Below are 26,949 nucleotides of genomic sequence, written 5' to 3' on the forward strand. Positions count from 1 at the left end.
CAGTAGTGAAACGAAACAGCGCCGATGATAGTGTAGCATTTGCTATGTGAAAGTAGGACATTACCAGGCTTCAAATTGTAGAGACCCGTTACAGCAATGTGATGGGTTTTTTGCTGTCTGGGATTTGATAAATAGCCAAGAGCCCATGCCGAGCTCAGTAGTGAAACAAAACAGCTCGAGGGCGAGCCCCGGCCAACGATAGTGTAGCATTTGCTATGTGAAAGTAGGACATTACCAGGCTTCAAATTAAAGAAACCCGTTACAGCAATGTGACGGGTTTTTTGCTGTCTGGGATTTAGTAAATAGCCAAAAGCTCATGTCGAACTCAGTAGTGAAACCAAAGCTTCGACCGATGATAGTGTAGCATTTCACTGTGGCTCTCCATCGCTGTGGGCACTACGACATTACACAAGCTTCACATTGTAGAAAGCCCGAATCTAACGATTCGGGCTTTTTTACGTCTGCAGAAAAGTGAAATGTGCGCAATTAACACACTCACATCAACACATATCACGTAGGGCGGGCGAGCATAGCGACTCCCGACGCTAGAATCACAACAAAAACCCTCAATACCCCATTCGGCCAATAAAGTAGCATTTGCTACGTGACTTTCTACTGCTGTGGGCACTATGACATTACACAAGCTTCACATTGTAGAAAGCCCGGATCTAACGGTTCGGGCTTTTTTACGTCTGCAGAAAAGTGAAATGCGCACAATTAACACACACTACATCAACACATATCACGTAGGTCGGGCGAGCGCAGCGACTCCCGACGCTAAAATCATGAAAAATCTCCGCTCAGCAATGAGTGCGCAGCATTTTCACTATGACTCTCCACCGCTGTGGGCACTATGACATTACACAAGCTTCAAATTGTAGAGAGCCAGCATCTAAAAATTCGGGCTCTTTACGTCTGCAGAAAGTAAAATGTAAGCGAATAACGAATAATCTATACCATAACATCATCAAGTACTTACATTAAATACCTTCATGATCTAACTAAACCCGAAAGGTTCGCGTTTTGAAAAGTGTAGTAAAGTTAAACGTAAGTGAATAGCGTACTACTCACTCAACTATCTTATTCATATTTAATCTTTTTTACTTTCTATAAAAGCTAATTACTTTCATTTCCTTAGATAACAAATTTAATTTTGCTTTGTTACTGTCTTTGATTTAGGATCAAATCAGTTTAAAACCAAGAACTAACAGCCTGTGTATAGATTATTAATTAGCGCCATATCCATTTTATTTTGTTTTTCTGCGTCGGCAGTTGAAGTAACTGATCTATATCAAGATATTTTAAAAGTGGATGACAAAACACGAGACACTCGATTAGCTGCGAGTCGTAAAGCTTTGCTCAATGTTTTAGTGAAAGTAAGCGGTGATGAAACCGCGGATCAAAATAAATTAGCACAGCAACGCACTAAAGATATTTCTGATTATATGCTTAAGTTTGAATATGACGAGAGAGCAAATGGACAATTGAAACTTGTTGTTAAATTTGAAGCTCGAAAGATCAATGCGTTAATCAAAGAGTTAAACTTACCTTTATGGGGAGTACAACGCCCATTAGTCGCAATATGGTTAGGTATTGAAGACAATTGGCGCAGAGAATTAGTAACACAAGAAAGTTACCCGCAATTAGAGCAGTTAATTTATGACAAAGCAGGACGCCGTGGATTACCCGTGGTTGTACCTTTGCTTGATTTACAAGATAGACGCTTAGTAGGTATTCCTGAGGTATGGGGTAACTTTTCAGAACCAGTAGAAGAGGCCTCTAGACGATACAGTGCTGAGCGAAGTATTACAGCAAGAATGTATAAAGAAGCGGATAGCGAAAATTGGATTTTAGATTGGCGTTTTACTAATGATGATCAGTTTGATTCAAATAGATTAACGGGTGATAAGCAACAAATTGTTAGTCAAATGATTGATACTTTAGCGCAGGGTTTAGCTAGTGAGTATGCTATCGATCCTAATGCTTATTATGAGCAAGCGGCGGCTACCTTAACTTTAAAAGGCACGCAAAGTTTTGTTGATGTTGAATTAGCAAAACAAAGATTATTGAACTTAAGCGTTGTTACGCAAGTTAAAATTGTTCGTAAAACACCAGAATTTGTAGAATTTAAACTAAACCACACTGGTAATCTAAGTGATCTTAAAAAAGGGCTAGGGTTAGACTCCTCATTTAAAGATTATGAGGATCCACGCGCTTTTTATCATGTTGTTGATAAAAATAGCTTAGAGTATCAATGGATAACGCCATAATGCTAACTTCTGAGCCGATGCAAATGGCATTACCGGTTACCTTGCCGGATGACGAAACATTTGCATCGTACTTTGGTGGGGAAGATTCGTTAGAGGTTAACCATTTAAAAGATAGCTTTTCGAAGTTAGCTAAAAAGTTTCAGTATACTTATTTATGTGGGTTAGGTGATTCGGGTAAGTCTCACCTTTTGTATGCAACCTGCATTAAAGCACAAGAGCGTGGCCTATCTAATATGCTGCTGTCTATGCGCGAAGTAATTGACTTTGGACCTATGGTATTAGACGGTTTAGAAGCACTTGATGTTCTATGTATTGATGACGTGCATTTAGTTGCAGGCAATGATGCATGGGAAAAAGCACTATTTAACTTTTTTAACCGGTTTAACGAACCCGGAAAAATGTTAGTAGTAACTGCCGATTTACTTCCTAGCATGCTTAATATCTCGCTGCCTGACTTAGAGTCTCGCTTAACGTGGGGAACAACCTTTCAAATTCGTTCTATGAGTGATGATGATAAAGCACAAGCACTTGTTAAGCGCGCTCATATGCGCGGCCTTGAATTAAGTGATGAGTGTGCACGCTTTTTACTAACCCGTTTAAGCCGTGATATGCGTGCTTTATTAGATGTACTCGACAAATTAGATCATGCATCTATGGCAGCACAGCGAAAATTAACTATTCCTTTTATAAAATCAACGTTAAAGCTGTAGTAGGTCTAGAATCTAGACCCTTCTTTCAGTTATCATAAGCTATTATCAGAGCGTGTTTACCTTTCCTGATTGGAATTTGTTTAACTTAAGAGTGCTTTAATCGTGTCGTGAGGGCTTTAGCGTAGTATTTATATGCGAAACCCGAACAACAAAGAACGTAGCCTCCGAGATAAACACTTCAAACTGCATGTGTTTGGTCTTTATTTAGCGTTATTGCATCACTTATGTAGGAAACTACAGTCCAATGCTTAACCTTATTTAATAACCAACCACGCTGTTGTAAAGCAATCTTGAAAGGCCAACACGCTCTTAAGCAATCACCTTCTGTGAAAGATCAGGTATCGAATGAACTTAGAAAACATATTAGCGCAAGCACTTGAGGCGGTAGCCAGTGCCAGTGAAATAGCGCAGTTAGAAGATATCAGGGTTAATTACCTTGGTAAAAAAGGCGAAATCACTAGCTTACTTAAAACGTTAGGTAAAATAGCACCTGAAGAACGTAAAGAAGCAGGCCAAGTTATAAACCAAGCTAAACAAGATGTACAAGCTGCTATCAACGAAAAGCGTGAATTGCTAGCAAGTAAAGCACTTGAAGAAAAACTAGCTGCTGAAACTATAGATGTAACTCTACCAGGGCGTGTTATGCCTACTGGCGGTTTACACCCAGTTACGCGCACTATTGAGCGCATAGAAAGCTTTTTTGGTGAGTTAGGTTTTGAAGTTAAATCTGGTCCAGAAATCGAAGACGATTTTCATAACTTTGATGCGCTAAATATTCCAGAGCACCATCCAGCACGTGCTGATCATGATACCTTTTATTTCAATCCTAAATTAGTACTACGTACACAAACAAGTGGCGTGCAAATTCGTACTATGGAAACTGAGCAGCCACCACTGCGCATTATTTCACCTGGACGCGTATACCGTAACGATTACGACCAAACACATACACCTATGTTCCATCAGGTTGAAGGTTTAATGGTTGATACCGATGTTAGCTTTACTGAGCTAAAAGGTATTTTGCATGATTTTTTACGTAACTTTTTTGAAGAAGATATGGAAATTCGTTTCCGTCCTTCATTCTTCCCGTTTACAGAACCTTCGGCTGAAGTAGATGTTATGGGTAAAGACGGTAAGTGGTTAGAAGTACTAGGCTGTGGCATGGTACATCCAAATGTACTTAAGTCTGTGGGCATTGACCCAGAAAAATACACCGGCTTTGCTTTTGGTATGGGTGTAGAGCGTTTAACTATGCTGCGCTATGGCGTAAACGATTTGCGTGCATTTTTCGAAAATGACTTAAAATTCCTGAACCAGTTCCGTTAAGAGTGAAACAATAAAATGAAATTTAGTGAAAAGTGGTTAAGAGAGTGGGTTAATCCTGCTATTGATACGCAAGCTCTTTCGGAACAGCTTTCAATGGCTGGTCTAGAAGTTGATGGCGTTGAGCCTGCTGCTGCCAAATTTAATGGCGTAGTTGTAGGTGAAGTTGTTGAATGTGGGCAACACCCTGATGCAGATAAACTGCGTGTTACCAAAATTAACGTAGGTGGCGATGAGCTACTTGATATCGTGTGTGGTGCACCAAATTGTCGTTTAGGTATTAAAGTTGCTGTTGCAACTGTGGGCGCTGTACTGCCTGGTGACTTTAAAATTAAAAAAGCCAAACTACGCGGCCAACCTTCAAACGGAATGCTATGTGCTTTTGTTGAGCTAGGTATTAGCGAAGAAGGCGACGGCATTATGGAATTGCCAAGCGATGCACCAGTAGGCACTGATTTACGTGATTACCTAGGTCTTGATGATAATATTATAGATGTTGATTTAACACCAAACCGTGGTGACTGCTTAGGTATAAAAGGTCTAGCACGCGAAGTAGGTGTTTTAAATAGTATTGACGTAAACGTATTAGATATTCCAGCTGTTACTCCAACAATTGATGACAAAGTATCAATTGAGCTAGTTAATGAAGATGCATGTCCTCGTTACCTTGGTCGTGTAATAAAGGGCATTAACCTTGATGCAGAAACACCGCTTTGGATGGTTGAAAAGCTACGTCGCAGTGGCGTACGTTCAATCGATCCGGTTGTTGATGTGACTAACTATGTATTACTTGAACTTGGTCACCCAATGCACGCGTTTGATTTAAATGCGATTGAAGGTGGTATTAAAGTACGTGGTGCAAACGCAGGCGAAGAACTTGTTTTATTAGACGGTAACACCGCTAAATTAAACGACACAACACTTGTGATAGCCGATCATAACAAAGCACTTGCAATTGCAGGTGTTTTTGGTGGTGAGCAATCAGGTGTTACAGATAAAACATCTGATATATTACTTGAAAGCGCATTTTTTAATCCTGTAGCAATTGCAGGGCAAGCACGTAGCTACGGTTTACACACTGATGCTTCACACCGTTATGAACGCGGTGTTGATTTTGCTCTACAACATGATGCAATGGAACGTGCAACAGCACTTCTTCTTGAGATTGTAGGTGGTCAAGCAGGCCCTGTAGTTGAAGCTGTTGCGGCTGACAAACTACCAAAAGTGACTGAAGTACGTCTTCGTCGTGCACGTTTAGACCGTGTTATTGGTCATCATATTGAAGATGCTAAAGTAACAGATATTCTTACGCGTTTAGGTCTTGATGTTAAAGTAGAAAATGAAAGCTGGAGTGCGGACGTACCAAGCTACCGTTTTGATATTCGCATCGAAGAAGATTTAATTGAAGAAGTAGCACGTGTTTACGGTTACAACAGCATTCCAAATGTTGCACCAACTGCAAAACTTAAAATGACGACACATAACGAAGCAACTATTGCACTTAGCAAGTTCCGTAATACGTTAGTGACTCGTGGTTACCAAGAAGCAATTACATACAGCTTTGTAGACCCTAAAGCACAAGCTATTTTACACCCAGAGTGTAAAGCAATGGTATTACCGCACCCTATTTCAATTGAAATGTCAGCGATGCGTGTAAGTTTAATGCCGGGTTTATTAGCGTCTGTAGCGTATAACCAAAATCGCCAACAGCCTCGCATTCGTTTATTCGAACATGGTCTTAAATTTATAAGCGACGAAAGTGCAGAAAATGGTGTTTACCAAGTACCGGTTATTGGCGGCGTTATTACGGGTCTTGTAAATGGTGAACATTGGGTTGAAGAAAAACGTAACGTTGATTTTTACGACCTAAAAGGTGATGTTGAAGCCTTACTTGCAATTACTAATGACGTTACTCGCTTTGAAATTAAAGCCGAGCAGTCAGATGGACTTCACCCTGGTCAATCAGCTGTAATATATGTTGATGGCAAAAAGGTTGGTTTTTTTGGTGCTTTACATCCTCAAGCTCAAAAGTCGTTAGATATCAACAACGCAACTTTTGTTTTTGAAATTGAAATGTCAGCAATAGAAAAAAGAAATTTACCGCAAGCAGAAGGGGTGTCTAAATTCCCTTCAAATCGCCGCGACATCGCGATTTTAGTGGCAGACAGCGTTAAATCTGGCGACATTTTAAGCGTGATCGAAAAAGTTGGCGGAAATCAATTGGTTGACCTAAACTTATTCGATGTGTATAAGGGCAAAGGTATTGAGCCAAATTATAAGAGTTTGGCGATTGCTCTAACACTGCAAGCGGTTGATAGAACACTCGAAGAGAAAGATATCAATCTAGTAGTTGATAACGTGGTGGCCGAATTGGCCGAACAGTTTAATGCATCGTTGAGGGACTAGATATGGCGCTTACTAAAGCCGACATAGCTGAACACCTATTTGAAAAGCTCGGGATCAATAAAAAAGATGCCAAAGATTTAGTTGAAGCGTTTTTTGAAGAAATCCGCTCAGCGCTAGAAAAAGGCGAGCAGGTTAAGCTCTCTGGATTTGGTAACTTTGATCTTCGAGACAAAAAAGAAAGACCAGGCCGCAACCCGAAAACAGGCGAAGATATTCCTATTTCGGCACGTCGCGTGGTGACTTTTCGACCAGGTCAAAAGCTTAAAACCCGCGTAGAAGTGGGCACAAGCAAAGCAAAATAAAAAAAGGCAGCGTAAGCTGCCTTTTTATTTGCCTGAATAACCTAGTTATTAAATTATACCAACCTGCATAAATCTTTGATCAATTTAACGAATTAAATTGCACTATAACGTCGTTAAAAATGTTTTATTTAGAACAACTAGATACAAAAATTTTTGCCTAGTTCTAGCGTAATTTCCTTAACGTTAAATAGACCCCATATATAAGCAGATTGGTATTAGGTTATTTTTGCGATTATAAATTAAAACTCTCGAGGAGATACAAAATCACCTGCCATTATTTGCTGAAATGTTTGCTCTGCAAGTACATCTAGGCTGTCTAAGCTTTTACCACTCGTTATTAATTGCTGCTCAATTTCAAACACGTCAATATTTTCAATCCCCGACATTTGCGCTACTTTAGAAAATATATATGCATGCTTAAATTTATCATGTTTATAAAAAAGACTAATAAGTGATGTATACACTTCAGGATTCGGTACGTTGTCTTTTTTATTGAGCTCTAAAGTTTTATAAAGCAAATCAATGGTTTTTTCATCGTCGAACTTAATATAGTACGATGCTAAAAAAAATTGCATTTCGGCACTTTGCGTTACACTTTTGTCATTTTCTATCGCCAATAATTTAGTCAGTGCGTTTTGGTTATTATTTCGTGACCATTGGTAGTAGAGCAAACCTGGATGGTTCGTATTTTGGGTATCTTGATATAAGCGAGTCATTTCTTTAATGCTCGTTAATTGACCGTCAATACGTGACGTTTTTTTAGCTTTTAACTTAATATGTTCAATTTTGGCAGCCACAGTTATACATTGGTTATAGGATTCAAAGTCCTTGAGTAATTGGTATTTATTTTCATCAGTAGGGTCTTTGTATTCTATGTAACGTTTGATAATTACATCAGAACGTTCATCCTTGCAGTGGCTGTCTTTGTTTAAGTCGCTACAAAAGCCAGGTGTTTCTTTGCACACTTGTGCGAGTGTCAAGGGCTCTTCACACCCTGTCAACGTTAGCAAACCTAATAGTACACTTGCTTTTTTAAGCATCCCTTAACCCCAAATGAATATCTACCTTGTTATTCTAACGCAATCATTTAACGCCTAACAGTAGAGAATAACTTCAGATTAAATTAGAATAGCCCTGCCTGAAGTGCATTACTCTCAAAATATAGTGCATTTTTAAAGGCTATCCGTTCAAAATGATAAACTTAGGTAAATAAAATGACCTCATCTCACGAGTTAGAATACACAAATAGTTGGCAAGAGCGCCAAGATTACGCAGAAAGCATGCAACCAATCATTGGTAAACTTTACCGTAATCGTGGTATCGAAATCGCTGTATATGGCCGTCCTCTCGTAAATGCCAGTACTATCGATATTATCAAATCTCACAAAACCGTTGCTCAGTTTGAAGGCACTAAGTTACGTTTGCGTGAAAGCTTCCCATTTTTAGAAGCTATCAGCAAAATGGAATTAAACTCTGCACGTATTGATATTGGTAAGCTTGCATATAGTTATTTGTTCACTGAAGCTGCAAAAGGCCGCTCAGTAGAAGAATTTGTAAAAGATGAACTTGCAGAAATAGCTGACTTACCAGCGAAGGAACCACGCGATGTTGTATTGTATGGTTTTGGTCGTATTGGTCGTTTACTAGCGCGTTTATTAATTGAAAAATCAGGTCCATATTCAGATTTACGTTTGCGCGCTATTGTTGTGCGTGGCGGTAAAGAGGGTGATCTTGAAAAGCGTGCAAGCTTACTGCGTCGTGATTCAATTCACGGTCCGTTCAATGGCTCAATCACTATTGATAAAGAACGTAACGCAATTAAAGCCAACGGTAGCTACATTCAGGTTATTTACGCTAACTCTCCTAGCGAAATTGATTACACTCAATATGGTATCGACAATGCATTAATTGTTGATAACACCGGTATTTGGAAAGACGAAGCGGGCCTTGGCCAGCATCTAGAGTGTAAGGGCGCTGCAAAAGTATTATTAACAGCTCCTGCAAAAGGTAATATCAAAAACATCGTATATGGTGTTAATAACAAAGATATTTTACCTGAAGATAAAATTGTTTGTGCAGCAAGCTGTACAACCAATGCAATTACACCAACGCTTAAAGCACTAAACGATAAGTTTGGTATTAATAATGGCCATGTTGAAACTGTACACTCGTACACGAACGATCAAAACCTTATTGATAACTACCACAAAGCAGAGCGCCGTGGCCGTGCCGCAGCACTTAACATGGTAATTACTGAGACAGGGGCTGCAAAAGCGGTTTCAAAAGCATTACCAGAGCTTGAAGGCAAATTAACAGGTAACGCAATCCGCGTACCTACACCTAATGTGTCGCTAGCTATTTTGAACCTTAACTTAGCAACAAGCACATCAGTTGAAGAGCTAAACGCATTTTTACGCGATACTGCACTTCATTCAGACTTACGTGACCAAATTGATTACACAGCATCAACGGAAATTGTTTCTACCGATTTAGTAGGTAGCCGTTACGCAGGTGTTGTTGATTCACAAGCAACGATTGTTGAAGATAACCGTATTGTTTTATATGTATGGTACGACAATGAGTTTGGTTACAGCTGCCAAGTAGTTCGTTGTATGCGCGATATGGCCGAAGTGTCATTCCCAAGCTTACCTCGCTAATTTATTTGCAGTGACTTAAAAGCCAGCATGTTGCTGGCTTTTTTGGTCGTGTATTATTTTTAAAGCGTATGCCTTGTGATAGGCTTTAATTAAGAAAATGCACATTCGTTTTACTATTTACAAAATAATGTCAGTTCTGTGAATTAATAAGCAGATAAACTTATTCAACCTAAAGGTTTTTTCATGAAAATCAGCAGCAATTTCGACAGTGGTAATATCAAAGTTATTGAAGCCACCGATCCTTTAAATATTCAATTAGAAATTAATAAAGATCACCAGTCTGAATTTTATCAGTGGTTTCACTTTCGTCTTGAAACAACGCCTTACCAATTGCATAAGTTAAATATTAATGAGCTTGATAAATCAGCTTACCCAGATGGTTGGGAAGGGTATCAAGCCGTTGCATCATATGACCGCCAAACATGGTTTCGTGTACCATCAAGCTATGAAAATGGCACATTAAGCTTTGAAATTGAACCAGAGTGCGGCAGCGTGTATTTTGCTTACTTTGCGCCATACAGTTACGACCGCCATTTAGATTTATTGTCTTGGGCACAAAGCCAAGGCGCTTGCCAATTAATAACGCTTGGTGAAACACTTGATGGCCGCGATATGAGTGTGCTCAAAATTGGTGAGCCAAGTGAAGATAAGAAAAACATCTGGATCACAGCACGTCAACATCCAGGTGAAACAATGGCGCAGTGGTATGTTGAAGGTCTACTGCACAAACTTCTTGATGACGAAGACCCACATGCAGCTGCGCTTCTATCAAAAGCAGTGTTTTACGTTGTGCCAAATATGAATCCAGATGGCAGCGCACGCGGACATCTCCGTACTAATGCTAAAGGCGTTAACTTAAACCGTGAATGGCAGACACCAAGCATGGAAAATAGCCCTGAGGTTTACCTAGTACTAAATAAAATGCGCGAAGCTGGCTTAGATATGCACTTAGATATACACGGCGATGAAGCTATTCCGTATAACTTTGTGGCAGGCAGTGAAGGTATTCCAAGTTATGATGCTCGTCTTAAAGGCCTTGAAGATAGCTTTAAAGCTGCGCTTTTAACTATTACACCAGAGTTTCAAGATGAGCATGGCTATCCAAAAGATGAGCCCGGCAAAGCTAACCTTACGGTAGGTTCATCAGCTACTGCTGAAGAATTCAAAGCATTAACGTACACAATTGAAATGCCATTTAAAGACAACAACGATTTACCTGATCCAGACTATGGCTGGTCAGACCGTCGTTCGTATCAATTTGGTCAAGATACGTTAGCGGCAATTGTTAATGTTGTTGATAATTTAAGATAAAACATTTATTTGAAGGGTATCAATAGTTTTGATGCCCTTTTTGCTTTTAGTAAAACCCCTTTTACAAAAAATAATAATCATATAGCAACTTCATTCCAAAACGTTTTTAACGTTTCTTCGCCGCGTATCATCACCGTATCGGTACAAATCAATCTACTTTCCTTTAAATACTGCTGATGCAGTGCCTTGCAATAGCTACATAATTAGATATTTTGAAAATTAAGTGTTAACAAAGTTGGGGTACTTAAGTTAAGATTAATTAAATAATGAGTCGGGACGGGAGAGGTAAAACCTTATTTCGTGAAACTTATGTTGCGTAGTAGTTAAAGCAGAGTCTCGTAATTAAAAATAATAAATATAACTATAGAGGATATCCATGGAAGCTTTTGTAAGCGCTGTTAATGATGTTGTTTGGAGTAATGCACTCATCTATTTATGCCTAGGCGCAGGCTTGTTTTATTCAGTATTAACTCGATTTGCTCAAGTTAGACATTTTAAAGAAATGTGTAAGTTATTATTTAGTCCAAACACGTCTGATAAAGGTATCTCATCTTTTCAAGCCCTTGCAGTATCGTTGTCTGGACGAGTTGGCGTAGGTAATATTGCAGGTGTTGCAGCAGCTATCGGTTTTGGTGGACCAGGTGCTATTTTTTGGATGTGGGTTGTTGCTTTTCTAGGTGCAAGTACCGCATATGCAGAATCTACTTTAGGCCAAATTTATAAAACAGAAGAAAACGGGCAATATCGTGGCGGTCCAGCGTATTATTTTGACCGTTGTTTAGGGCAAAAATGGCTAGCTGTTTTATTTGCTGTTTCGGCAATTATTGCATGTGGTGTTTTTCTGCCAGGCGTACAAGCAAATGCGGTAGGTAATGCGTTTACTCAAGTGTTTGGCGATGGCAATATGGTTTCTACTAGCTTTGGTGACGTAGGCAGCTTTAAATTGGTCGCTTTGGCAATTATCCTTATTGTTTTGGCGTTTATTATTTTCGGCGGAATAAAGCGTATTGCGAACTTTACGCAAATAGTAGTGCCATTTATGGCGCTTGGTTACATAGTATTGGCACTAATCGTAGTATTTTTAAATTTAGATAAAGTGGGTGATATATTTTATTTAATTATTAGTGATGCGTTTACTGCGCAGGCCGGTTTTGGTGCTGCTATTGGTTGGGGCGTTAAACGCGGTATATATTCTAATGAAGCAGGCCAAGGTACTGGGCCTCATGCAGCAGCCGCTGCAGAAGTTGATCACCCTGCTCAACAGGGGTTAGTACAAGCTTTCTCTGTTTACGTTGATACCATCTTTGTGTGTACTGCAACAGCATTAATGATTTTAATAACGCAGCAATACAATATTGTGGGTGAGTTACCAGCAGGGCAATTTATTGTTCAAAATGTTGATGCAGCCACTGAAGTGGGTTCAGCAGCCTTTACGCAAATGGCTCTATTTAGTGTATTTGGTAGCTTTGGGCAGGCATTTGTTGGCATCGCATTGTTCTTCTTTGCTTTTACCACAATACTTGCTTATTACTTTATTGCAGAGACTAATATTGCTTACTTAAATCGTTATTTTAAAGGCAGTATTCCGCTTGTTATCGTGAAGTTTGTGATTATGTTTATGGTTGCATACGGCATGGTAAACAATTCAGGTTATATCTGGACTATTGGTGATATTGGCGTTGGCTTAATGGCCTGGATCAACATACTAGGTATTTTAGCTATTTTCTTCGTAGCTAAGCCTGCTTTGTTATGTTTGAGCGATTATGAAGAACAGAAGAAAAAAGGCGGAAAAATCATATTTGATCCAGTTAAATTAGGCATTAAAAACGCCACGTTCTGGGAAAAACGCTTAGAGAAGCAGTCAAAAGACGCAGAGTAATTAAACTTAGTGGGCAACTTGGAAAATTATCGCCCCAAAATTAGTTATTGGTTTGAATTCAAAAAAGACAACGAGAAATAAAACAAGTACAATAAAGGCGCCGAAAGGCGCTTTTTTTATGCGTAGTATGGAGAGAAGTATGGCGATTATTCGTTGCCCAAAATGTGCAAAATCAATTTCAGATAAACATAAGCAATGTCCGCATTGCGAAAGCAACATTGCAGAGCTAAACGACGAGCAAGTTTTGCAACTTCAGCGCGAACAGCGAATTAAAAAAAAGCAGATGTTTATAAATCACTCCTTTTTGGCGCTTATCTTATTTTTAGGTGGTTTTTTCTGTTTGTACTTTTTACAACCGCAAGAAAAAACGCTTCAGTGGTATGCTTATACTGCGGCTATTGGCGTAGGGTGTATTTGGTATCTTATAAACCGAATTGTTTTAGTGACTCTAAAAAAGAAAAAATGACATGAATATCGACAATCTTGTACAAAATATTACTCCCGAATTATTCGAACGCTTACAATACGGTGCATCAACTGGCAAATGGCCAGACGGTACCGTTTTATCAGACGAGCAAAAGCAACAAACAGTGCAGTTGGTTATGTTGTATCAAGCAAAAGTGGCTCAATCAAACGAGCAATTTACGATTGGTGCTAATGGTGAAATGATCCAAAAGACAAAAGCTCAACTACAAAAAGAATTTAAATCAGACAACGAAATAGCTAGGTTTAGTGAACATGATCTTTAAGCACCTTTTTACACCGAAATGGAAACACCCTAAGCAACAAGTACGTCTTGATGCTATCGAAAAATTAGACATTGAACGTGATGCAACCATATTAAACACGTTAGCACTTGAAGATAGTTCAGCTGAAATACGCCGCAAAGCACTACAAAAAGTAAACGAGTTACCACTTTGGTGGAAAGCGTATAAACAAGATCAAGCATTAAAAGATATAGCAGAGCTTCAAATATCTAATGCTGTTTTAAATAGCGAGAGTGCACTAACACCGCAAATTAAAAACGAATACATAGAGCGTTTTGCACCCGTTAAAACACTCGAAAAGTTAGCGTTTGCAGAAAAAGAACTGCAAGTACGCGTTAAATTATTAAAACGTTTAGCAAATCCAAAACTAGTAGAAAAAGCATTTAAAGAAGGTAGCGAAGAGCTACAAACTCAATTAGTTGAACTTGTTATTACTCATCAATTAATTAAGCCATTATTAAAGCATGCGAATGGTGGTGCAAAAGCAGCACTTGAAACGCATATTGAAAATGAGCGTTTAGCAATTGAAATGCCACTGCAGGTTGAAAGTGCAACACGTGTTATTTTAGCTAAGTTAAATGCCTTACGTGAAAAAACAGATTTTGGTGTTGTAAATCCACAAGCCGGTGAATTAATGGCCCAGTGGCAAGCACTTGAGCTCAAATGGCTAAGTGATGAGCGTGTTAAGCTTCTTGACGAAAAATATATTTCGATTACCACTAAGTTAGATGCACACATTGAACAGCTAAAAGCGGTACACGACAAAGAGCAGCAAAAATTAGCGCTACAACAGCGCCAATTGCTAGCGCTTGCAACTGTTGAAGCGTTAAGTGAAGAAATTGAAAACGCCTTACAGCTAGGCCTTGAAACACCAGAGCAAATTCAGCAAGATTGGCTTGATGCAAAAGTAGCGCAAGCTAAGCAAGCTATTAGCGAAACAGAACTTGCTAAGAATGCACAATCTAAACTGGCTGTAAGCAAGTTAGAAAAACTATTTACTCAAGTTGCTAAGTTACCTGAGCTAACAACGGCTATTAAAGAGTACAAACTCGCTTTTGCAGCATTATGCGAAATTAAGCCAGCAGAAGATTTAGCGCAATACGATGCAACTCTAACTGAATTTAATAATGGTTTTAAAGCAGCGCGTAGTCATTTAAATATTTTAGATGGTGCACTGCAAAGTACGTTTAAAACACAGTTAAATACGCATAAAAAGCAATTTTTAGCACCAATGAGTGAGCTAGTTAAGCCACTTGAAAAAAACCAAAGCCAAGCAAAACGCAAAGCTCGTGATGTTAAACGCCTAATTGAAGAAGGTCGTTTTAATGTTGCCTTTGGCGTGTTTAAAGGGTTTGAAGAGTTATTTAATACACTCACTGAGCAATATCAACAGCCGCTTGTAAATATAAAAGCGGAACTTGAAGCGCAACTTGCAGATGCTAAAGATTGGCAAAAATACGCTGCAGCACCAAAGCGTGAAGCTTTATTAGAAGAAGTAAGTGCATTAGTAAGTGAAGAGTGTACTGACCCACAACAACGCGCAGAGCAAGTAAAAGTACTACGTAAACGTTGGAATGAGTTAGGTCGTTTAGATACAGATGAAGAAAAGCAACAAGGCGTGCAGTTTGATGAAAAAATCGAGCTGTTATTTGCACCTTGTCGTAGTTACTTTGCAGAGCAAGAAGTACAACGCGAGGCCTCAAAAGCACAACGCGAAAGTATTATTAGCGACATGCACGCGCTTCATTTACAGCCTACGGCTGAGGATGACTTTGATTGGAAACAATATGAAAGCCAATACAATCGTTTAAACAAAGCGTGGCGCAGTGTAGGTAAAGTTGATCCTAAAACATACCGTACACTAAACGATCGTTATAAAAGCGAGCAACAACAAGTACTGGCTTTATTAAACGCATTTCATAAAAGTAATGCCTTACTTAAAAATGAATTAGTAGAAAAAGCGCAGCAATTATCACAAAGCGATGATTTAGCCGCTGCGTGCCAAGAGTTGAAGCAAATGCAGCAGCAATGGCAAACAATTGGTTTTGCAGGTTTAAAAGCTGAAAATGCGTTATGGCAAAAATTTCGTCAATTTAACGATGAAACATTTACTAAACGTAGTAGTGAATTTGAGCAGCAAAAACTTGATCAAAATGAGTCAGATAAACAAGCAGTTGCAGAACTTGCTGAGCTTGAAGCAGCACTTAGCGATGTAAATCAAAGAGCACAGTTGCACGACCTAGAAACAAAAGTGAAAGGGTACACGCAATTTAGATCGTTAGCGCCAAAAGTTACTAAGCTACTAGCAGCTATTGACGATAAACTTGCATTGCTTACAAGCAAATCAGAGCAAGCTAATCTAGATGCGTTAATTACAGCACTTGAAAACAATGAAGCGTTGCCAAGTCAGTATCAAGCACCACTTAAAACAGCATTAAATAGGGATCAACTTATTACGCGCATGGAAATATTAGCGAACGTAAGTTCAAGTGATAAGTCACTTAGAATGGCAGAACAAGTAGCCATGTTAGATGACAAACATCGTGGCGAACATGCTGATTTAAACTATTATTTAAAACAGTTATTAGCGCTCAGTGCTGGTTCAGTTGAACCTGACACACTAACGCGACTTAAAGCGACACTTGCAGCTTAATGCACTAAAACCAGCGTAATATATGCTGGTTACTATTTTAATAAGCCGCTTTAATAGCGGCTTTTTTATGTACCACTAATTTATAAACAAAAGGGTTCTCATGAGAATTTTAGTTATTATTGCAGCGTTATTTTTAACTGCCTGTAATACCACGCAAGGCATATCAGTATATTCATTTACTAACTCTGAGGTTGAGTCTGTACTGGGTAAGCAATTACCAAAGTTAAGTGAAAAAGTAAGCTTAATGGGTTTGCCGGTTCAGTTTGATGTAAACGACTTAAGTGTAAATATTGGACCTGATAACCGCGATGTTGTTGTGCTTGGTGCCGATTCAAGCGCTGAAATTAATGCATTCGCACTTAAATACCCAGTGCGTTTAAAGCTACAAATTGAAGGCAGCCCATTTTACGACAGTGAGAAAAAAGCGGTATTTTTACGTAATATTAAATTACTTGATTCGAGTGTTGATGCCGGTGGTTTCAAAGGTAATTTAGGTGCACTTGATAGCCAAGCAATGGATGTTATTAATGCTTTTTTAGCGGTTAACCCTGTTTATACATTAAATATGGACGACCCTAAAATGATGCTACTCAGTAAACTTCCACTTGATATGAAAGTGGTTGAAGGTGCAATTAAGCTAGTACCTCGTCTATAAGTAGATCTACCTACTTACAATATACGTATTAATTAGCCTGACTTTCAGGCTAATTAGGTTTTAATATTATGGCGGCTCCTCGTACTGTTCCCACTTCTCGGCTTTCTCGCTTTGCAAAATTAGGCTCACTCGCAACAGGTGTTGCTACCAACATGTTAGTTGATGGCGCTAAGAGCGCGCTAACCGGTAAAGGTTGGGACAATAAAAGCTTACTACTACAACCTAAAAACATTGAAAAACTAGCCACACAGCTATCACATTTACGTGGCGCTGCAATGAAGCTCGGGCAATTACTTTCAATGGATGCCGGTGATTTACTTAGTCCTGAATTGGCTCAGTTACTTGCTTTACTACGCTCAGACGCGAATCCAATGCCTCATAAGCAGCTTGTTGAAGTGTTAAAAGAGCAATGGGGGGATGAGTGGCTAGCGCGTTTTTCTCATATTGAGTTAAGACCTTTTGCAGCGGCTTCTATAGGGCAAGTTCATTTAGCTTATAAAGAAAATGGCGATCAGCTTGCTGTTAAAATTCAATACCCTGGTATTGCAAAAAGTGTAGTAAGTGATGTAGATAACGTTATTTCTTTATTAACGATTTCTCGATTATTGCCAAAAGATCTTAATATTAAACCACTTATTGGTGAGGCTAAGGCACAGTTATTAGCCGAGGCTGATTATAAACGTGAGGCTCAGTACTTAATACGTTATAAAAATGCATTAGCAACTAATCCCCACTTTAAAGTGCCTAACGTATATCCAGAGCACAGCACACAACAAGTGCTAACTATGGAGTATATAAAAGCAGAACCTATTGAGAGCATTACAAAGCTACCTGATAGTCAAAAAAGCTTTGTTGCAGAGCAACTGATTGATTTGTTTTTTAAAGAAATGTTTGAATTTAAATTAATTCAAACCGACCCTAATTTTGCCAATTTTCATTATCAGCTTGATACACAAAAAATTGTTTTATTTGATTTTGGCGCCACCCGAGAAATGTCAACCGAGCTTAGCCGCGCTTATTTAGCTTTATTTAAAGCGGGTAGTGAAAACAACAGAGAAGGTGTACTTAGAGCGGCTTCACACATTGGTTATTTTAAAAATGACTTAGTTGATGAGTATAAAAACAACGTCATTGATTTATTCTTAATGGCGTGCGAGCCACTGAGAGCAGAAGGGGAGTTTGATTTTAAAAATAGCGAACTAGCGCTCAAAATTAAAAATGCAGGGCTTGCTCTTAGTGGGCAATCTCAGCAATGGCATACACCGCCCGTTGATGCGCTATTTATTCACCGAAAACTTGCAGGACTTTACTTAATAGCCGCAAGGCTAGGTGCAAAAATAGATGTAAAAACGCTATTTCAGCACTATTTATAGCGTTTTAATTTACACGTAAGTGCATTTTAAGTAATGAGTGCACTTAATGTATAAAATTGCCATAATGCTCGCGATATTTCGCGAGGTACATTTATGATAAAACAATTTTTAAACGATCCTAAATTATTGCTAAACGCAGTAGGTGAGGGCATATACGGTTTTGACCTGTCGGGTAATGCGGTGTTTGTTAATCCTGCCGCTGAGCGCATGACAGGTTGGTGCGCTGACGAACTATTAGGTAAAAAAATACACCAATATCATCACCATACTCATGCTGATGGCACACCTTATCCCGCTGATGAATGCCAAATATATTGCACCATGTTTGACGGCAAACGTCGTGAAGTTAAAAATGAAGTTTTTTGGCGTAAAGACGGCAGCTCATTTGCAGTGGAATACACCTCAACACCGGTTTATAAAAATGATGAGTTAATTGGTGCTGTAGCGGTATTTCGCGATATATCACTGCAACAACAAACACAAAATGCTTTGCAAGAGGCACTTGAGCAAGTAAATCATTTAAGTGAGCAGCTCAAAGATGAAAACAACTACTTAATTGCAGAACTTAACGAAGATTGGCAAGACTCAGGGCTAGTTGGACAAAGTCATATATTTCAAACCATGTTAGATCAAATAAAACTGGTAAGTGAAACCGACAGCACAGTGCTTATACTTGGCGAAAATGGCACGGGTAAAGAATTAGTCGCTCGTAATTTGTATCGACTAAGCAAGCGTAGCGAACAAGCCTTTATAAAAGTAAATTGCGCCGCATTTACCCCAAGTTTGCTAGAATCGGAACTTTTTGGCCATGAAAAAGGCGCGTTTACAGGTGCAAATGAACGCCGTAAAGGGCGTTTTGAACTTGCTGATAAAGGCACCTTGTTTTTAGATGAAATAGCAGAGCTTCCACTTGAGGCGCAAAGTAAATTACTGAGAGTCCTGCAAGAACAAGAGTTTGAACGTGTGGGTGGCAGCAATACGCTAAAAGTAAATATTAGAGTGATTGCAGCGACTAACCGCGACCTGTGGGAAATGGTACAAAAAGGCACGTTTAGAATTGATTTGTATTATCGGCTTAATGTATTTCCTATAAAAGTACCCGCCCTTAAAGATCGAAAAGAGGATATTCCTTATTTATGCGCTAATTTAATTGCGCAGATAAATAAACGACTGGGTAAACATTTAAAAGGGCTAAGTAAAAAAGCAATTACGCAGCTGCAAGCCTACAATTGGCCAGGCAATATTAGAGAGCTGCAAAATGTACTTGAACGCGAAGCTATTTTATCTAATCAGGCTGTACTACAGCTAAGTCAGCCTTTGCAAGCGGGTGGTGAAGTAGTTATTAACCCTTCACTTACGCTTGATGAGGCCCAAAAGCAGCATATAACCTCTGTTCTCGCGTTATCGCACTGGCAAATATCGGGTGATAAAGGGGCAGCAGTTAAGTTGGGCTTACCTGAGAGTACACTACGCTCAAAAATGCGAAAGTTAGGAATCACTAAAAAATCGTGATATATCGCGAATCGCGTTTAATGTCGCGAATTTTATTTTATTGCGTTGAAATAAACTGTTTAATATCAATGATGTAAATAAAGTTTCAGCTTGGTCTGAAAGTTGCAAATACTTGCTTAATACCCGTCATTATGAAGCAAGTACTATGAAGTTTGATATCAAAGAAGAAGACATGATCATTAAGCCCTATAACACCGAAGGGCCAATTTATATCCGCGAGCAAAAAGGCTTTTTTCAGCGCATACGCCGTAATTTAGGTTGGCTGTTAATGCTAACTTTTATTGCAATACCGTGGATCCAATATAACGGACAACAAGCTGTGCTGCTTGATGTGGCAACGCAAACCTTTACTATTTTTGGTCTAACACTCCTTCCTCAAGATTTTATGATTTTAGCTCTGCTATTTATGGTGGGGGCTTTTGCATTATTTTTTGTAACTAACTGGCTTGGTCGGGTTTGGTGTGGTTATACGTGCCCGCAAACTATATGGATGCTCATGTTTTCGTGGGTAGAGCAACGCATAGAAGGCACTCGAAATCAGCGAATGAAATTAGATAAATCACAGTGGACGCTAAGCACTTGGCGCAAAAAAATAACTAAGCACAGTGCGTGGATTATTATTTCAGTTTTAACTGCGACCTCGTTTATGGCATATTTTATTCCGGCAAAAAGTTTGTATATGGAAATGCTTACGTTTGAATGGTCAGGTATAACGAGCTTTTGGGTGTTTTTATTCGCTTTTTGTACTTATGGCAATGCAGGGTTTTTACGCGAAAAAATGTGCACAATTGCTTGCCCTTATTCTCGTTTTCAGGCTGTTATGTTTGATAAAGATACGTTGCTTGTTACATATGATAACGAGCGAGGTGAAAGCCGAGGGCCACGTAAACGCAAAGCTGATCCAAAAGAGCTTAACTTAGGTGACTGTGTAGACTGTAACTTGTGTGTAGAGGTATGCCCTGCAGGAATAGACATTCGAAATGGATTGCAATATGAATGTATAAACTGTGGCTTATGTATTGATGCCTGCGACGATACCATGGAGAAATTTGGTTACGAAAAAGGCTTAATTAAATACGCGAGTGAAAAACAAATGGAAGGTAAAAAAACCAATCCATTTAGGTTAAAACTAGTAGGGTACGGCGCATTAACGGCTTTGTTAATCATTTCTATGTTTGCATGGATGCTGCAACGTACACCAATAGAAGCCTCAGTACTACGCGATAGGAATGCGCTTTATAGAGTGAACTACGAGGGCCTTGTAGAAAACCCTTATACACTTACTATTATTAATAAAACGCAGCAAGCACTGCATTACAGTATTGCCATAGAGGGTTTACCAGGAGCAACGCTCTCAAGTCCGAGAGCTACGCTTGTAAAGCCTGGGACGATGAAAAGAGTCCCCGTTACTGTAACAGCCGATGGTTACGATATTGAGCGTAAAGTGAGTAAGTTACAATTTATTGTAACAGCGCAAGAAAACGCCAGCATTACGATAACCAAAGATAGTCAGTTTTACAAAAACTAAGATTGATAAAGCAAGGTCAATTATTTTATATCAGTTGGCCTTGCTTACTTTTTAAGTTGTGAGAGATAAACTGTTTAGCGCTATCTAAATCGGTAAATATGCACTCACTAAAATTAACGTTTCTTTTTGCACACTCTAAAATGCGCTTCATTTGATTTATAGCGATAGCTGATGTGAGTACAAACGCGCTACTTAGGCAGTTGTTTGCTTTCATTAAATGGCTAATATCTATCATTTCTTTTTCTGCCTCAGGCGTTGCAGCCAAAACATCAAAAGAATCACTAATATAGGCCCAAGGCTGATTTTTGAGTGACTTTATTTTTTCGCATAGTTCAATTTTAAACGCACGAAGAAGCCCTGAGGTGATGTATCCCGTAAAGTGAGCGATAACAACGTTATTTTCAGTGTAAAGGCTTACCTGTCCATATTTATTTTTAAACCCCAATGTATACTCCTTGAATTTGAGGGAAGGCTAACCTTATACCTTTAAATTCAATAAAACCAGTTCTTTTGGGTTATTTTTTGTTGTTAAGTTGTTAGGTTGTTACTTGTGCATAGTTGTTTTAACGGGTATCGAATTTAATGAATACCCGTATTTGAAGGGGTGATTAATCTTATATAGAGGTTTTAATGTAATTTAGCGCGCTCGTTATAACGGCTACTTGTGCCAAAATACATTCTTCATCGGTGGCAGTTGGGCTATCTGGGTACACTTCGGTAGTGGTTACATAGGGTGCATCAGTAAAGCCCATACATAAACCTAAATCGCGTGCTGCATAGTTAATCACGCCAAATTGCTCTTGAGGTACGCCTATTAGCTGGTTATTTTCATCGCTCGGTGCAATATGAGTTACCTTTGCAACGCTTTCTATAATGACTTTTTGAAACTCCGGCTCAGGCTTTTTGGTATCTGCAACTAAATAAAACCCGTCAGGTATGTTCCAGTTAGTATTTGTAGTGCCTTCACGCGCAGCGAGTGCGGGTCTAAATTCACTGTTATCACTATCTGTTGTTTCGTGTAAATCAATATGAGCGATTAAGTCAGTACCTAATGATTTTACAAACGCCATAATAGCGGCTGATTCTTGAGCTGGGCTTCCCTCGTAAAATGAGCGATTAGGATCAATAGCATCTGGGTTCCAGCGGTTTATAGTCTCATATCCCCAAGGGCTAATGCAGGGTGCAACAATAATATTAAACTGTTCGCAATATTGCATAGCCGATGTCTTAGCAAACCTAAGTGCGCCATGTACGCCACTGGTTTCGTAGCCATGTACACCACCGGTGATTAAAACAGTTGGTTTATTAGCATTAAAGTTAGGCGTTTTTAATATATATAATGGGTAAGTGCCAGCGGTGTAATTAAGCTCGCCGTATTGCTCTATATCTAAGGTGCTCTTAAGGTCATTAATTAGCGTTACGACTTCGTTTTGGTAACTGCGTTTAATGTTTTGGCGTGCTAACCACTGGGCTTTATCGCTGTTATTCCATTTTTGTCCAGGTGTGCCAATAGGGTATGTGCTGTTAGTCATAATAAACCTTTATATCAATTGTTATTAGCTCTCCTATAAATAAGGAGGGCAATTACAATTGGTAGAGTTACTTAATAAAGGCGTAGCTTAACGCTCAGTAAATTAGCGTGCAAATTAAAACGTTAAAGTCATATTTTTTATAGCGCGCGATTGCTGGGATTTAATATAGCTTTGGTTTGCGTATTCACCCGAAATACTACCGAATCGATCGCGTTTAACACTAATTGTTAAATCACACGTTTTACCTTGATCTACTTGCGAGCTGCTAAACATATCTAAACTTTGCAGATCTATTTCAAGGCGCGAAGTGTTAAGCGCAAAAAGCGTTGATTGTAAAAGTGTTTCATTATTATTGTTAGTGCAGCTACTGCTAAGTTCTACTTGGCTAGTACTATTAGGATCAGTGCCATCTAGCTGAACTGTAAGGGGACTATTAATATCAAAATTTTGATTGTTACTCGGGGTTAAAATAATAAAATTTAAAGGCAACTCCACGCTCGAATTAGCATTTATGCCATCATCCCGTTTAAATTTTATATCAAACTGTTGGTTATCGTCAGTGGCATTTATATACGCTTGGTAATCAACGTCTAAAAAGTCGGTATCTTTTGTAAGTACAATAGCAGTGCTATTAACAACAGCTTGTAATGAGTCGCTATCGCTTAAAACAATGTTAGAGCCATTAGCATCGCCTGCATTTAGTTCTGCGTTAACACGCGTGCGGTTACCGTCAGAAACTAGTTCAAAACCTGCCCAGATACCTTGTGTTTTTACTAAATCCGACTCTGTTTCTGACGTGCAAGCGCATAATGCTAAAATTAAAGCCGTTGTGGTAATGCATTTTTTAAGCATGTTAGCTCCTTTAAACCACTTAATTAGGCTGTAAATAATTGTTTAATTGGGAATATACCTAACAATTATATGAAGTGTAAGTTTGTATATGTGCATTGTTACACAACAAGCTATCTATAAATGTTTAAATTTATTAGTGGTTGTAAATAAAGTATTAACCACTAGGTTTAAAAACTAACTTACCAATTAAATTGTTTACTAAGTAAGCATCGATTTAGCGCTAAATGTATTACAAAAGAGTATGTTACAATTAAGGTAAAGCATATCTTCATATTGAGTATTATGGCGCAGTATATTGCTACTCCAAGTTGGCTAGGCCGTTTTTTTACCCGTATTAAACACGTAGCTATTGAACAAGAGCGCCTTGTTGTGCATTTTAGAGGTGCTCCCGCACGGACATTTTTAATTAAAGACTTTTATAATTACTCAATACTTAAAAACCGTTTATTTAGCGCCAAAATTAATTTGTGCGACAGTAGCAATACATCAATTAGCTTTTTAAACAAATCACAAGCGAACGCTTTAAATACGGCCCTTAACACGCGGTTTTCAACCCTGCTTGAGCAAAAGGTAAATAACGCAAAGATTTCGCTTAAGCGCTATGCTTTAGATGAGTTTTTACGTGATAGTTCCATAAAAACACTTAATAATGATGTGTTTTTGCTTACCAAGCAGTACGCTAAAAGTACAAGTGTGTGGCAACAACACTTATCGCCAAGTAGTATTAAATTTTTAAATATACTAAGCACCACACCCAATACTCACGATGCAATTGCACAGTTGCGCCATAAATATGAAAAAAAACAACTAACTCTTAAAAATGACTTTTTTAATCAAGTAGAGTCAAATCCATTAACAACAGAGCAGCGCTTAGCGGTAATACGCGATAACGATAAAAATTTAGTATTAGCGGCAGCAGGCACAGGTAAAACATCTGTGATGGTAGCAAAGTCTTTAGATTTAATAGCATGCAATATTGCCAAGCCTGAGCAAATTTTGGTGCTGGCCTATAATAAAACAGCAGCAAATGAGATTAAAGAGCGCTTTATTAAACGCGCCACGCATGCAAAATTGCATACCAAAGCACCCACTATTTTAACGTTTCATGCGCTTGGGCTTAAATTACTACAAAGTGCTAAAAAGCCAATCGAATTATCAAAATTTGCAACTGACCCAGTTCAATTAAATAGTTGGTTAACTGGGTGGGTAAGTAAAAAAATACAAACCGAACCACAGTTTTTAAAAGCATTTTTAGATTTACTCCATGAGCCGATTGATATATTTAGCTTTAAAGATAATGCACAGTACGAGCGGTACGTACGCGATAACGAATACCGTAGCCTTGCGGGTCATAAAGTAAAAAGTTATCAGGAAGTGCTTATTTCAAACTGGCTACATTTGAATTGCGTACCGCACAGTTATGAGGTGAATTATCACTTTAGCCAAGGCGCAGAGCTAAGTGGGCAATACCAACCAGACTTTTATATACCTCAATATGATATTTACCTAGAGCACTTTGGCATTGATAGGCAAGGGAATACACGTGCCGATATAGATAAAAAACATTATAACGAGCAAGTTGCATTTAAGCGCAAACTGCATAAACAAAATGGCACCACCTTACTCGAGACCTTTCATTACAACTGGGTAGAAGGAAAGCTAGAGCAAACCCTCGCAAAGCAATTAAAGAAGCATAATGTTGAATTAACACCTTTAAGTAACGACGAAATATTTCATACTTTAAATAACTCAGGGCAGTTACAGCAAGGGATTGATAAGTACATAAAATGTTTACAAGCTATTCGAGTGGAGCAACTAAGTAATAAGCAAATAGAACAGCGCATTAAGCAAAGTGGTATTAAAAATTACCAGCAATATGCAAACTTGTTAGTGCAAATTCATGATGCTTATATAAATGAACTAAACGCGCAAAGTACCATTGATTTTGACGACATGATTATTCAAGCAACAAAGGCGATAGTAAGCGGAGATTTTAATATTCCATGGAGCCACATTTTAGTTGATGAGTTTCAAGATATATCAAGCGCGCGCATGGCTTTCATAAATGCCATATTAAAACATGGTAACGGAATACGCTTTACTGCTGTTGGTGATGACTGGCAAGCAATTTATCGGTTCTCGGGTGGTAATTTAGCGCTTACTACACGCTTTAATGAATTAGTGGGCAGCCACTCTCTTACTATGCTGCAAAAAACATTTAGATATAACAATAGTATTAGTGATGTAGCAGGGCGTTTTGTAATGCAAAACCCTGAGCAATATAAAAAGCAGATCAGCACACATACACAAGTAACCACACCACAAGTTATTTTATTAGACGATTTATACCAAGGTACTAAATCGATAGAAATGAAAGTACAACAGAGCATAAGCACTATTCAAAAAAATGATGCATCAGCGAGCATTGCCATACTTAGTAGATATAGATACATGTTAAATAGCGTGCAGCAACATTTAAAAGATAAAAAGCATACAAACTCTCTTTATTTTTGGACATTGCATAGCGCTAAGGGGCTTGAAGCCGATTACTGTATTATTATTGGTTTTGAACAAGGTAAATTAGGGTTTCCTAGCGATAATCAAAATAATGTGCTGGTGGAGTCGTTATTACCAGAGCAAGATGAATTCACTCACTCAGAGGAAAGGCGTTTGCTTTATGTAGGTATTACGCGTGCTAAACATAAAGCGTATTTAATTGCAGACCCTTATGCATGCTCAGCGTTTGTAAAAGAATTAGTAAATGACAATTATCCCATTCAAATCGCTTCAACGTTGTTTAATAAGTCGCAACTAAAGCAAAGACAGTGTAGTACGTGCAGCGACGGTTTAATTGTGCCAAAAACGGGTCAATATGGTGATTATTATAGTTGTACTAATACGCAAATTTGCGAAACTAAATTACGAGTGTGTAAAAGCTGTAGTGGCCCATCGATTGATAAAAACACGTACTCACAATGTGTGAATACAGAGTGTAAAACGCAGCACCCAATTTGTGAAAAGTGTGGTCGCGAAATGCGTAAACGCAAATCTAAGCACGGTGAGTTTTTAGGGTGCAGTGGTTTCGCTCTTAAAGATGATAACTGTAAAAACACTCGAAAAATGATTGTTTAACGGCTAACAGGTAGGTTTACACCTGTCTATTTTATAGAACTATGTAAATAGAAATTATATTCATTTTATTGATTTTAACAAGTTATC

General features: G+C 38.6%; 20 protein-coding genes. 16 read left to right on the top strand and 4 right to left on the bottom strand.

Going from position 1 to position 26,949, the window contains the following annotated elements:
* Positions 1 to 1,214: 1,214 nt before the first annotated feature.
* From I6E85_RS18350 to ihfA, 5 genes are all read left to right on the top strand, one after another.
* Positions 1,215 to 2,270, top strand: coding sequence for a DUF2066 domain-containing protein (locus tag I6E85_RS18350; protein ID WP_024590548.1), 1,056 nt, complete (start codon positions 1,215 to 1,217; stop codon positions 2,268 to 2,270).
* On the top strand, positions 2,270 to 2,980 hold the full coding sequence (gene hda, locus I6E85_RS18355; RefSeq protein ID WP_007580342.1) for a DnaA regulatory inactivator Hda: 711 nt from the start codon (positions 2,270 to 2,272) through the stop codon (positions 2,978 to 2,980). Before I6E85_RS18350 ends, hda begins: the two co-directional genes overlap by 1 nt.
* A 345-nt stretch (positions 2,981 to 3,325) precedes the next feature.
* Positions 3,326 to 4,306, top strand: coding sequence for a phenylalanine--tRNA ligase subunit alpha (pheS, locus tag I6E85_RS18360; protein WP_002960692.1), 981 nt, complete (start codon positions 3,326 to 3,328; stop codon positions 4,304 to 4,306).
* 15 nt (positions 4,307 to 4,321) lie between these two features.
* Complete coding sequence (gene pheT / locus I6E85_RS18365) at positions 4,322 to 6,709, top strand: phenylalanine--tRNA ligase subunit beta (RefSeq protein ID WP_024590546.1); 2,388 nt, start codon at positions 4,322 to 4,324, stop codon at positions 6,707 to 6,709.
* A gap of 2 nt (positions 6,710 to 6,711) precedes the next feature.
* A complete protein-coding gene (ihfA, locus tag I6E85_RS18370; protein ID WP_002960690.1) occupies positions 6,712 to 7,011 on the top strand; it encodes an integration host factor subunit alpha in 300 nt (99 codons plus the stop codon).
* 239 nt (positions 7,012 to 7,250) lie between these two features.
* Here ihfA and I6E85_RS18375 read toward each other — a convergent pair whose 3' ends face one another.
* Positions 7,251 to 8,051 (bottom strand): DUF2989 domain-containing protein, encoded by an 801-nt coding sequence (locus I6E85_RS18375; RefSeq protein ID WP_024590545.1) that lies wholly within the window; start codon positions 8,049 to 8,051, stop codon positions 7,251 to 7,253.
* 174 nt (positions 8,052 to 8,225) lie between these two features.
* On the opposite strand from I6E85_RS18375, the gene I6E85_RS18380 reads away from it, so the two are divergent.
* The 10 genes from I6E85_RS18380 (at position 8,226) to ccoG (ending at position 21,346) form a co-directional block, all read left to right on the top strand.
* A complete protein-coding gene (locus I6E85_RS18380; protein WP_010554014.1) occupies positions 8,226 to 9,668 on the top strand; it encodes a glyceraldehyde-3-phosphate dehydrogenase in 1,443 nt (480 codons plus the stop codon).
* A gap of 183 nt (positions 9,669 to 9,851) precedes the next feature.
* Positions 9,852 to 10,979: a M14-type cytosolic carboxypeptidase gene (locus tag I6E85_RS18385; protein ID WP_024590544.1), complete on the top strand. Its 1,128-nt coding sequence runs from the start codon at positions 9,852 to 9,854 to the stop codon at positions 10,977 to 10,979.
* Between the two features lie 376 nt (positions 10,980 to 11,355).
* Positions 11,356 to 12,858: a sodium:alanine symporter family protein gene (locus tag I6E85_RS18390; protein ID WP_010554016.1), complete on the top strand. Its 1,503-nt coding sequence runs from the start codon at positions 11,356 to 11,358 to the stop codon at positions 12,856 to 12,858.
* Positions 12,859 to 12,997: 139 nt separating this feature from the next.
* Positions 12,998 to 13,324, top strand: a complete 327-nt coding sequence (locus I6E85_RS18395) for a hypothetical protein (RefSeq protein WP_007580349.1) — start codon at positions 12,998 to 13,000, stop codon at positions 13,322 to 13,324.
* Between the two features lies 1 nt (position 13,325).
* Positions 13,326 to 13,607, top strand: a complete 282-nt coding sequence (locus I6E85_RS18400; protein ID WP_007378333.1) for a YeaC family protein — start codon at positions 13,326 to 13,328, stop codon at positions 13,605 to 13,607.
* Positions 13,597 to 16,278 carry a DUF349 domain-containing protein gene (locus I6E85_RS18405; protein WP_024590543.1) on the top strand — a complete coding sequence of 894 codons (2,682 nt, stop codon included), beginning with the start codon at positions 13,597 to 13,599 and terminating at the stop codon, positions 16,276 to 16,278. The genes I6E85_RS18400 and I6E85_RS18405 overlap by 11 nt, the downstream gene beginning before the upstream one ends.
* A 100-nt stretch (positions 16,279 to 16,378) precedes the next feature.
* Positions 16,379 to 16,933, top strand: coding sequence for a DUF1439 domain-containing protein (locus I6E85_RS18410; protein ID WP_002960677.1), 555 nt, complete (start codon positions 16,379 to 16,381; stop codon positions 16,931 to 16,933).
* A gap of 68 nt (positions 16,934 to 17,001) precedes the next feature.
* Complete coding sequence (locus I6E85_RS18415) at positions 17,002 to 18,306, top strand: AarF/ABC1/UbiB kinase family protein (protein WP_101163925.1); 1,305 nt, start codon at positions 17,002 to 17,004, stop codon at positions 18,304 to 18,306.
* Between the two features lie 93 nt (positions 18,307 to 18,399).
* Positions 18,400 to 19,818, top strand: a complete 1,419-nt coding sequence (locus I6E85_RS18420; protein WP_101163926.1) for a sigma-54-dependent Fis family transcriptional regulator — start codon at positions 18,400 to 18,402, stop codon at positions 19,816 to 19,818.
* A 145-nt stretch (positions 19,819 to 19,963) separates the two neighbouring features.
* A complete protein-coding gene (ccoG, locus tag I6E85_RS18425) occupies positions 19,964 to 21,346 on the top strand; it encodes a cytochrome c oxidase accessory protein CcoG (RefSeq protein WP_024590540.1) in 1,383 nt (460 codons plus the stop codon).
* A 25-nt stretch (positions 21,347 to 21,371) separates the two neighbouring features.
* Here ccoG and I6E85_RS18430 read toward each other — a convergent pair whose 3' ends face one another.
* The 3 genes from I6E85_RS18430 to I6E85_RS18440 all read right to left on the bottom strand — a co-directional run bounded on the left by I6E85_RS18430 (position 21,372) and on the right by I6E85_RS18440 (position 23,730).
* On the bottom strand, positions 21,372 to 21,791 hold the full coding sequence (locus tag I6E85_RS18430; RefSeq protein WP_024590539.1) for a hypothetical protein: 420 nt from the start codon (positions 21,789 to 21,791) through the stop codon (positions 21,372 to 21,374).
* Between the two features lie 169 nt (positions 21,792 to 21,960).
* Complete coding sequence (locus I6E85_RS18435) at positions 21,961 to 22,878, bottom strand: M14 family metallocarboxypeptidase (protein ID WP_101163927.1); 918 nt, start codon at positions 22,876 to 22,878, stop codon at positions 21,961 to 21,963.
* 114 nt (positions 22,879 to 22,992) lie between these two features.
* Entirely contained in the window at positions 22,993 to 23,730 is a 738-nt protein-coding gene (locus tag I6E85_RS18440; protein WP_024608098.1) for a hypothetical protein, read from the bottom strand.
* 282 nt (positions 23,731 to 24,012) lie between these two features.
* Here I6E85_RS18440 and I6E85_RS18445 point away from each other — a divergent pair, with 282 nt between their 5' ends.
* On the top strand, positions 24,013 to 26,862 hold the full coding sequence (locus I6E85_RS18445) for a UvrD-helicase domain-containing protein (RefSeq protein ID WP_024590536.1): 2,850 nt from the start codon (positions 24,013 to 24,015) through the stop codon (positions 26,860 to 26,862).
* The last annotated feature ends 87 nt before the right edge of the window (positions 26,863 to 26,949 follow it).

It is taken from the genome of Pseudoalteromonas sp. NZS71, assembly GCF_015864715.1.
In the GTDB taxonomy this organism is placed as follows: Bacteria; Pseudomonadota; Gammaproteobacteria; order Enterobacterales; family Alteromonadaceae; genus Pseudoalteromonas; species Pseudoalteromonas arctica.

What these genes read in the sequence shown, in the direction of transcription:
- I6E85_RS18380 (WP_010554014.1), top strand. Translation starts at nt 8,226, where the DNA reads ATGACCTCATCTCACGAGTTAGAATACACAAATAGTTGGCAAGAGCGC.
- I6E85_RS18415 (WP_101163925.1), top strand. Translation starts at nt 17,002, where the DNA reads ATGGCGGCTCCTCGTACTGTTCCCACTTCTCGGCTTTCTCGCTTTGCA.
- I6E85_RS18375 (WP_024590545.1), bottom strand. Translation starts at nt 8,051, where the DNA reads ATGCTTAAAAAAGCAAGTGTACTATTAGGTTTGCTAACGTTGACAGGG.
- hda (WP_007580342.1), top strand. Translation starts at nt 2,270, where the DNA reads ATGCTAACTTCTGAGCCGATGCAAATGGCATTACCGGTTACCTTGCCG.
- pheT (WP_024590546.1), top strand. Translation starts at nt 4,322, where the DNA reads ATGAAATTTAGTGAAAAGTGGTTAAGAGAGTGGGTTAATCCTGCTATT.
- pheS (WP_002960692.1), top strand. Translation starts at nt 3,326, where the DNA reads ATGAACTTAGAAAACATATTAGCGCAAGCACTTGAGGCGGTAGCCAGT.
- I6E85_RS18390 (WP_010554016.1), top strand. Translation starts at nt 11,356, where the DNA reads ATGGAAGCTTTTGTAAGCGCTGTTAATGATGTTGTTTGGAGTAATGCA.
- I6E85_RS18420 (WP_101163926.1), top strand. Translation starts at nt 18,400, where the DNA reads ATGATAAAACAATTTTTAAACGATCCTAAATTATTGCTAAACGCAGTA.
- I6E85_RS18445 (WP_024590536.1), top strand. Translation starts at nt 24,013, where the DNA reads ATGGCGCAGTATATTGCTACTCCAAGTTGGCTAGGCCGTTTTTTTACC.
- I6E85_RS18405 (WP_024590543.1), top strand. Translation starts at nt 13,597, where the DNA reads ATGATCTTTAAGCACCTTTTTACACCGAAATGGAAACACCCTAAGCAA.
- I6E85_RS18435 (WP_101163927.1), bottom strand. Translation starts at nt 22,878, where the DNA reads ATGACTAACAGCACATACCCTATTGGCACACCTGGACAAAAATGGAAT.
- I6E85_RS18385 (WP_024590544.1), top strand. Translation starts at nt 9,852, where the DNA reads ATGAAAATCAGCAGCAATTTCGACAGTGGTAATATCAAAGTTATTGAA.
- I6E85_RS18400 (WP_007378333.1), top strand. Translation starts at nt 13,326, where the DNA reads ATGAATATCGACAATCTTGTACAAAATATTACTCCCGAATTATTCGAA.
- ihfA (WP_002960690.1), top strand. Translation starts at nt 6,712, where the DNA reads ATGGCGCTTACTAAAGCCGACATAGCTGAACACCTATTTGAAAAGCTC.
- ccoG (WP_024590540.1), top strand. Translation starts at nt 19,964, where the DNA reads ATGAAGTTTGATATCAAAGAAGAAGACATGATCATTAAGCCCTATAAC.
- I6E85_RS18395 (WP_007580349.1), top strand. Translation starts at nt 12,998, where the DNA reads ATGGCGATTATTCGTTGCCCAAAATGTGCAAAATCAATTTCAGATAAA.
- I6E85_RS18440 (WP_024608098.1), bottom strand. Translation starts at nt 23,730, where the DNA reads ATGCTTAAAAAATGCATTACCACAACGGCTTTAATTTTAGCATTATGC.
- I6E85_RS18410 (WP_002960677.1), top strand. Translation starts at nt 16,379, where the DNA reads ATGAGAATTTTAGTTATTATTGCAGCGTTATTTTTAACTGCCTGTAAT.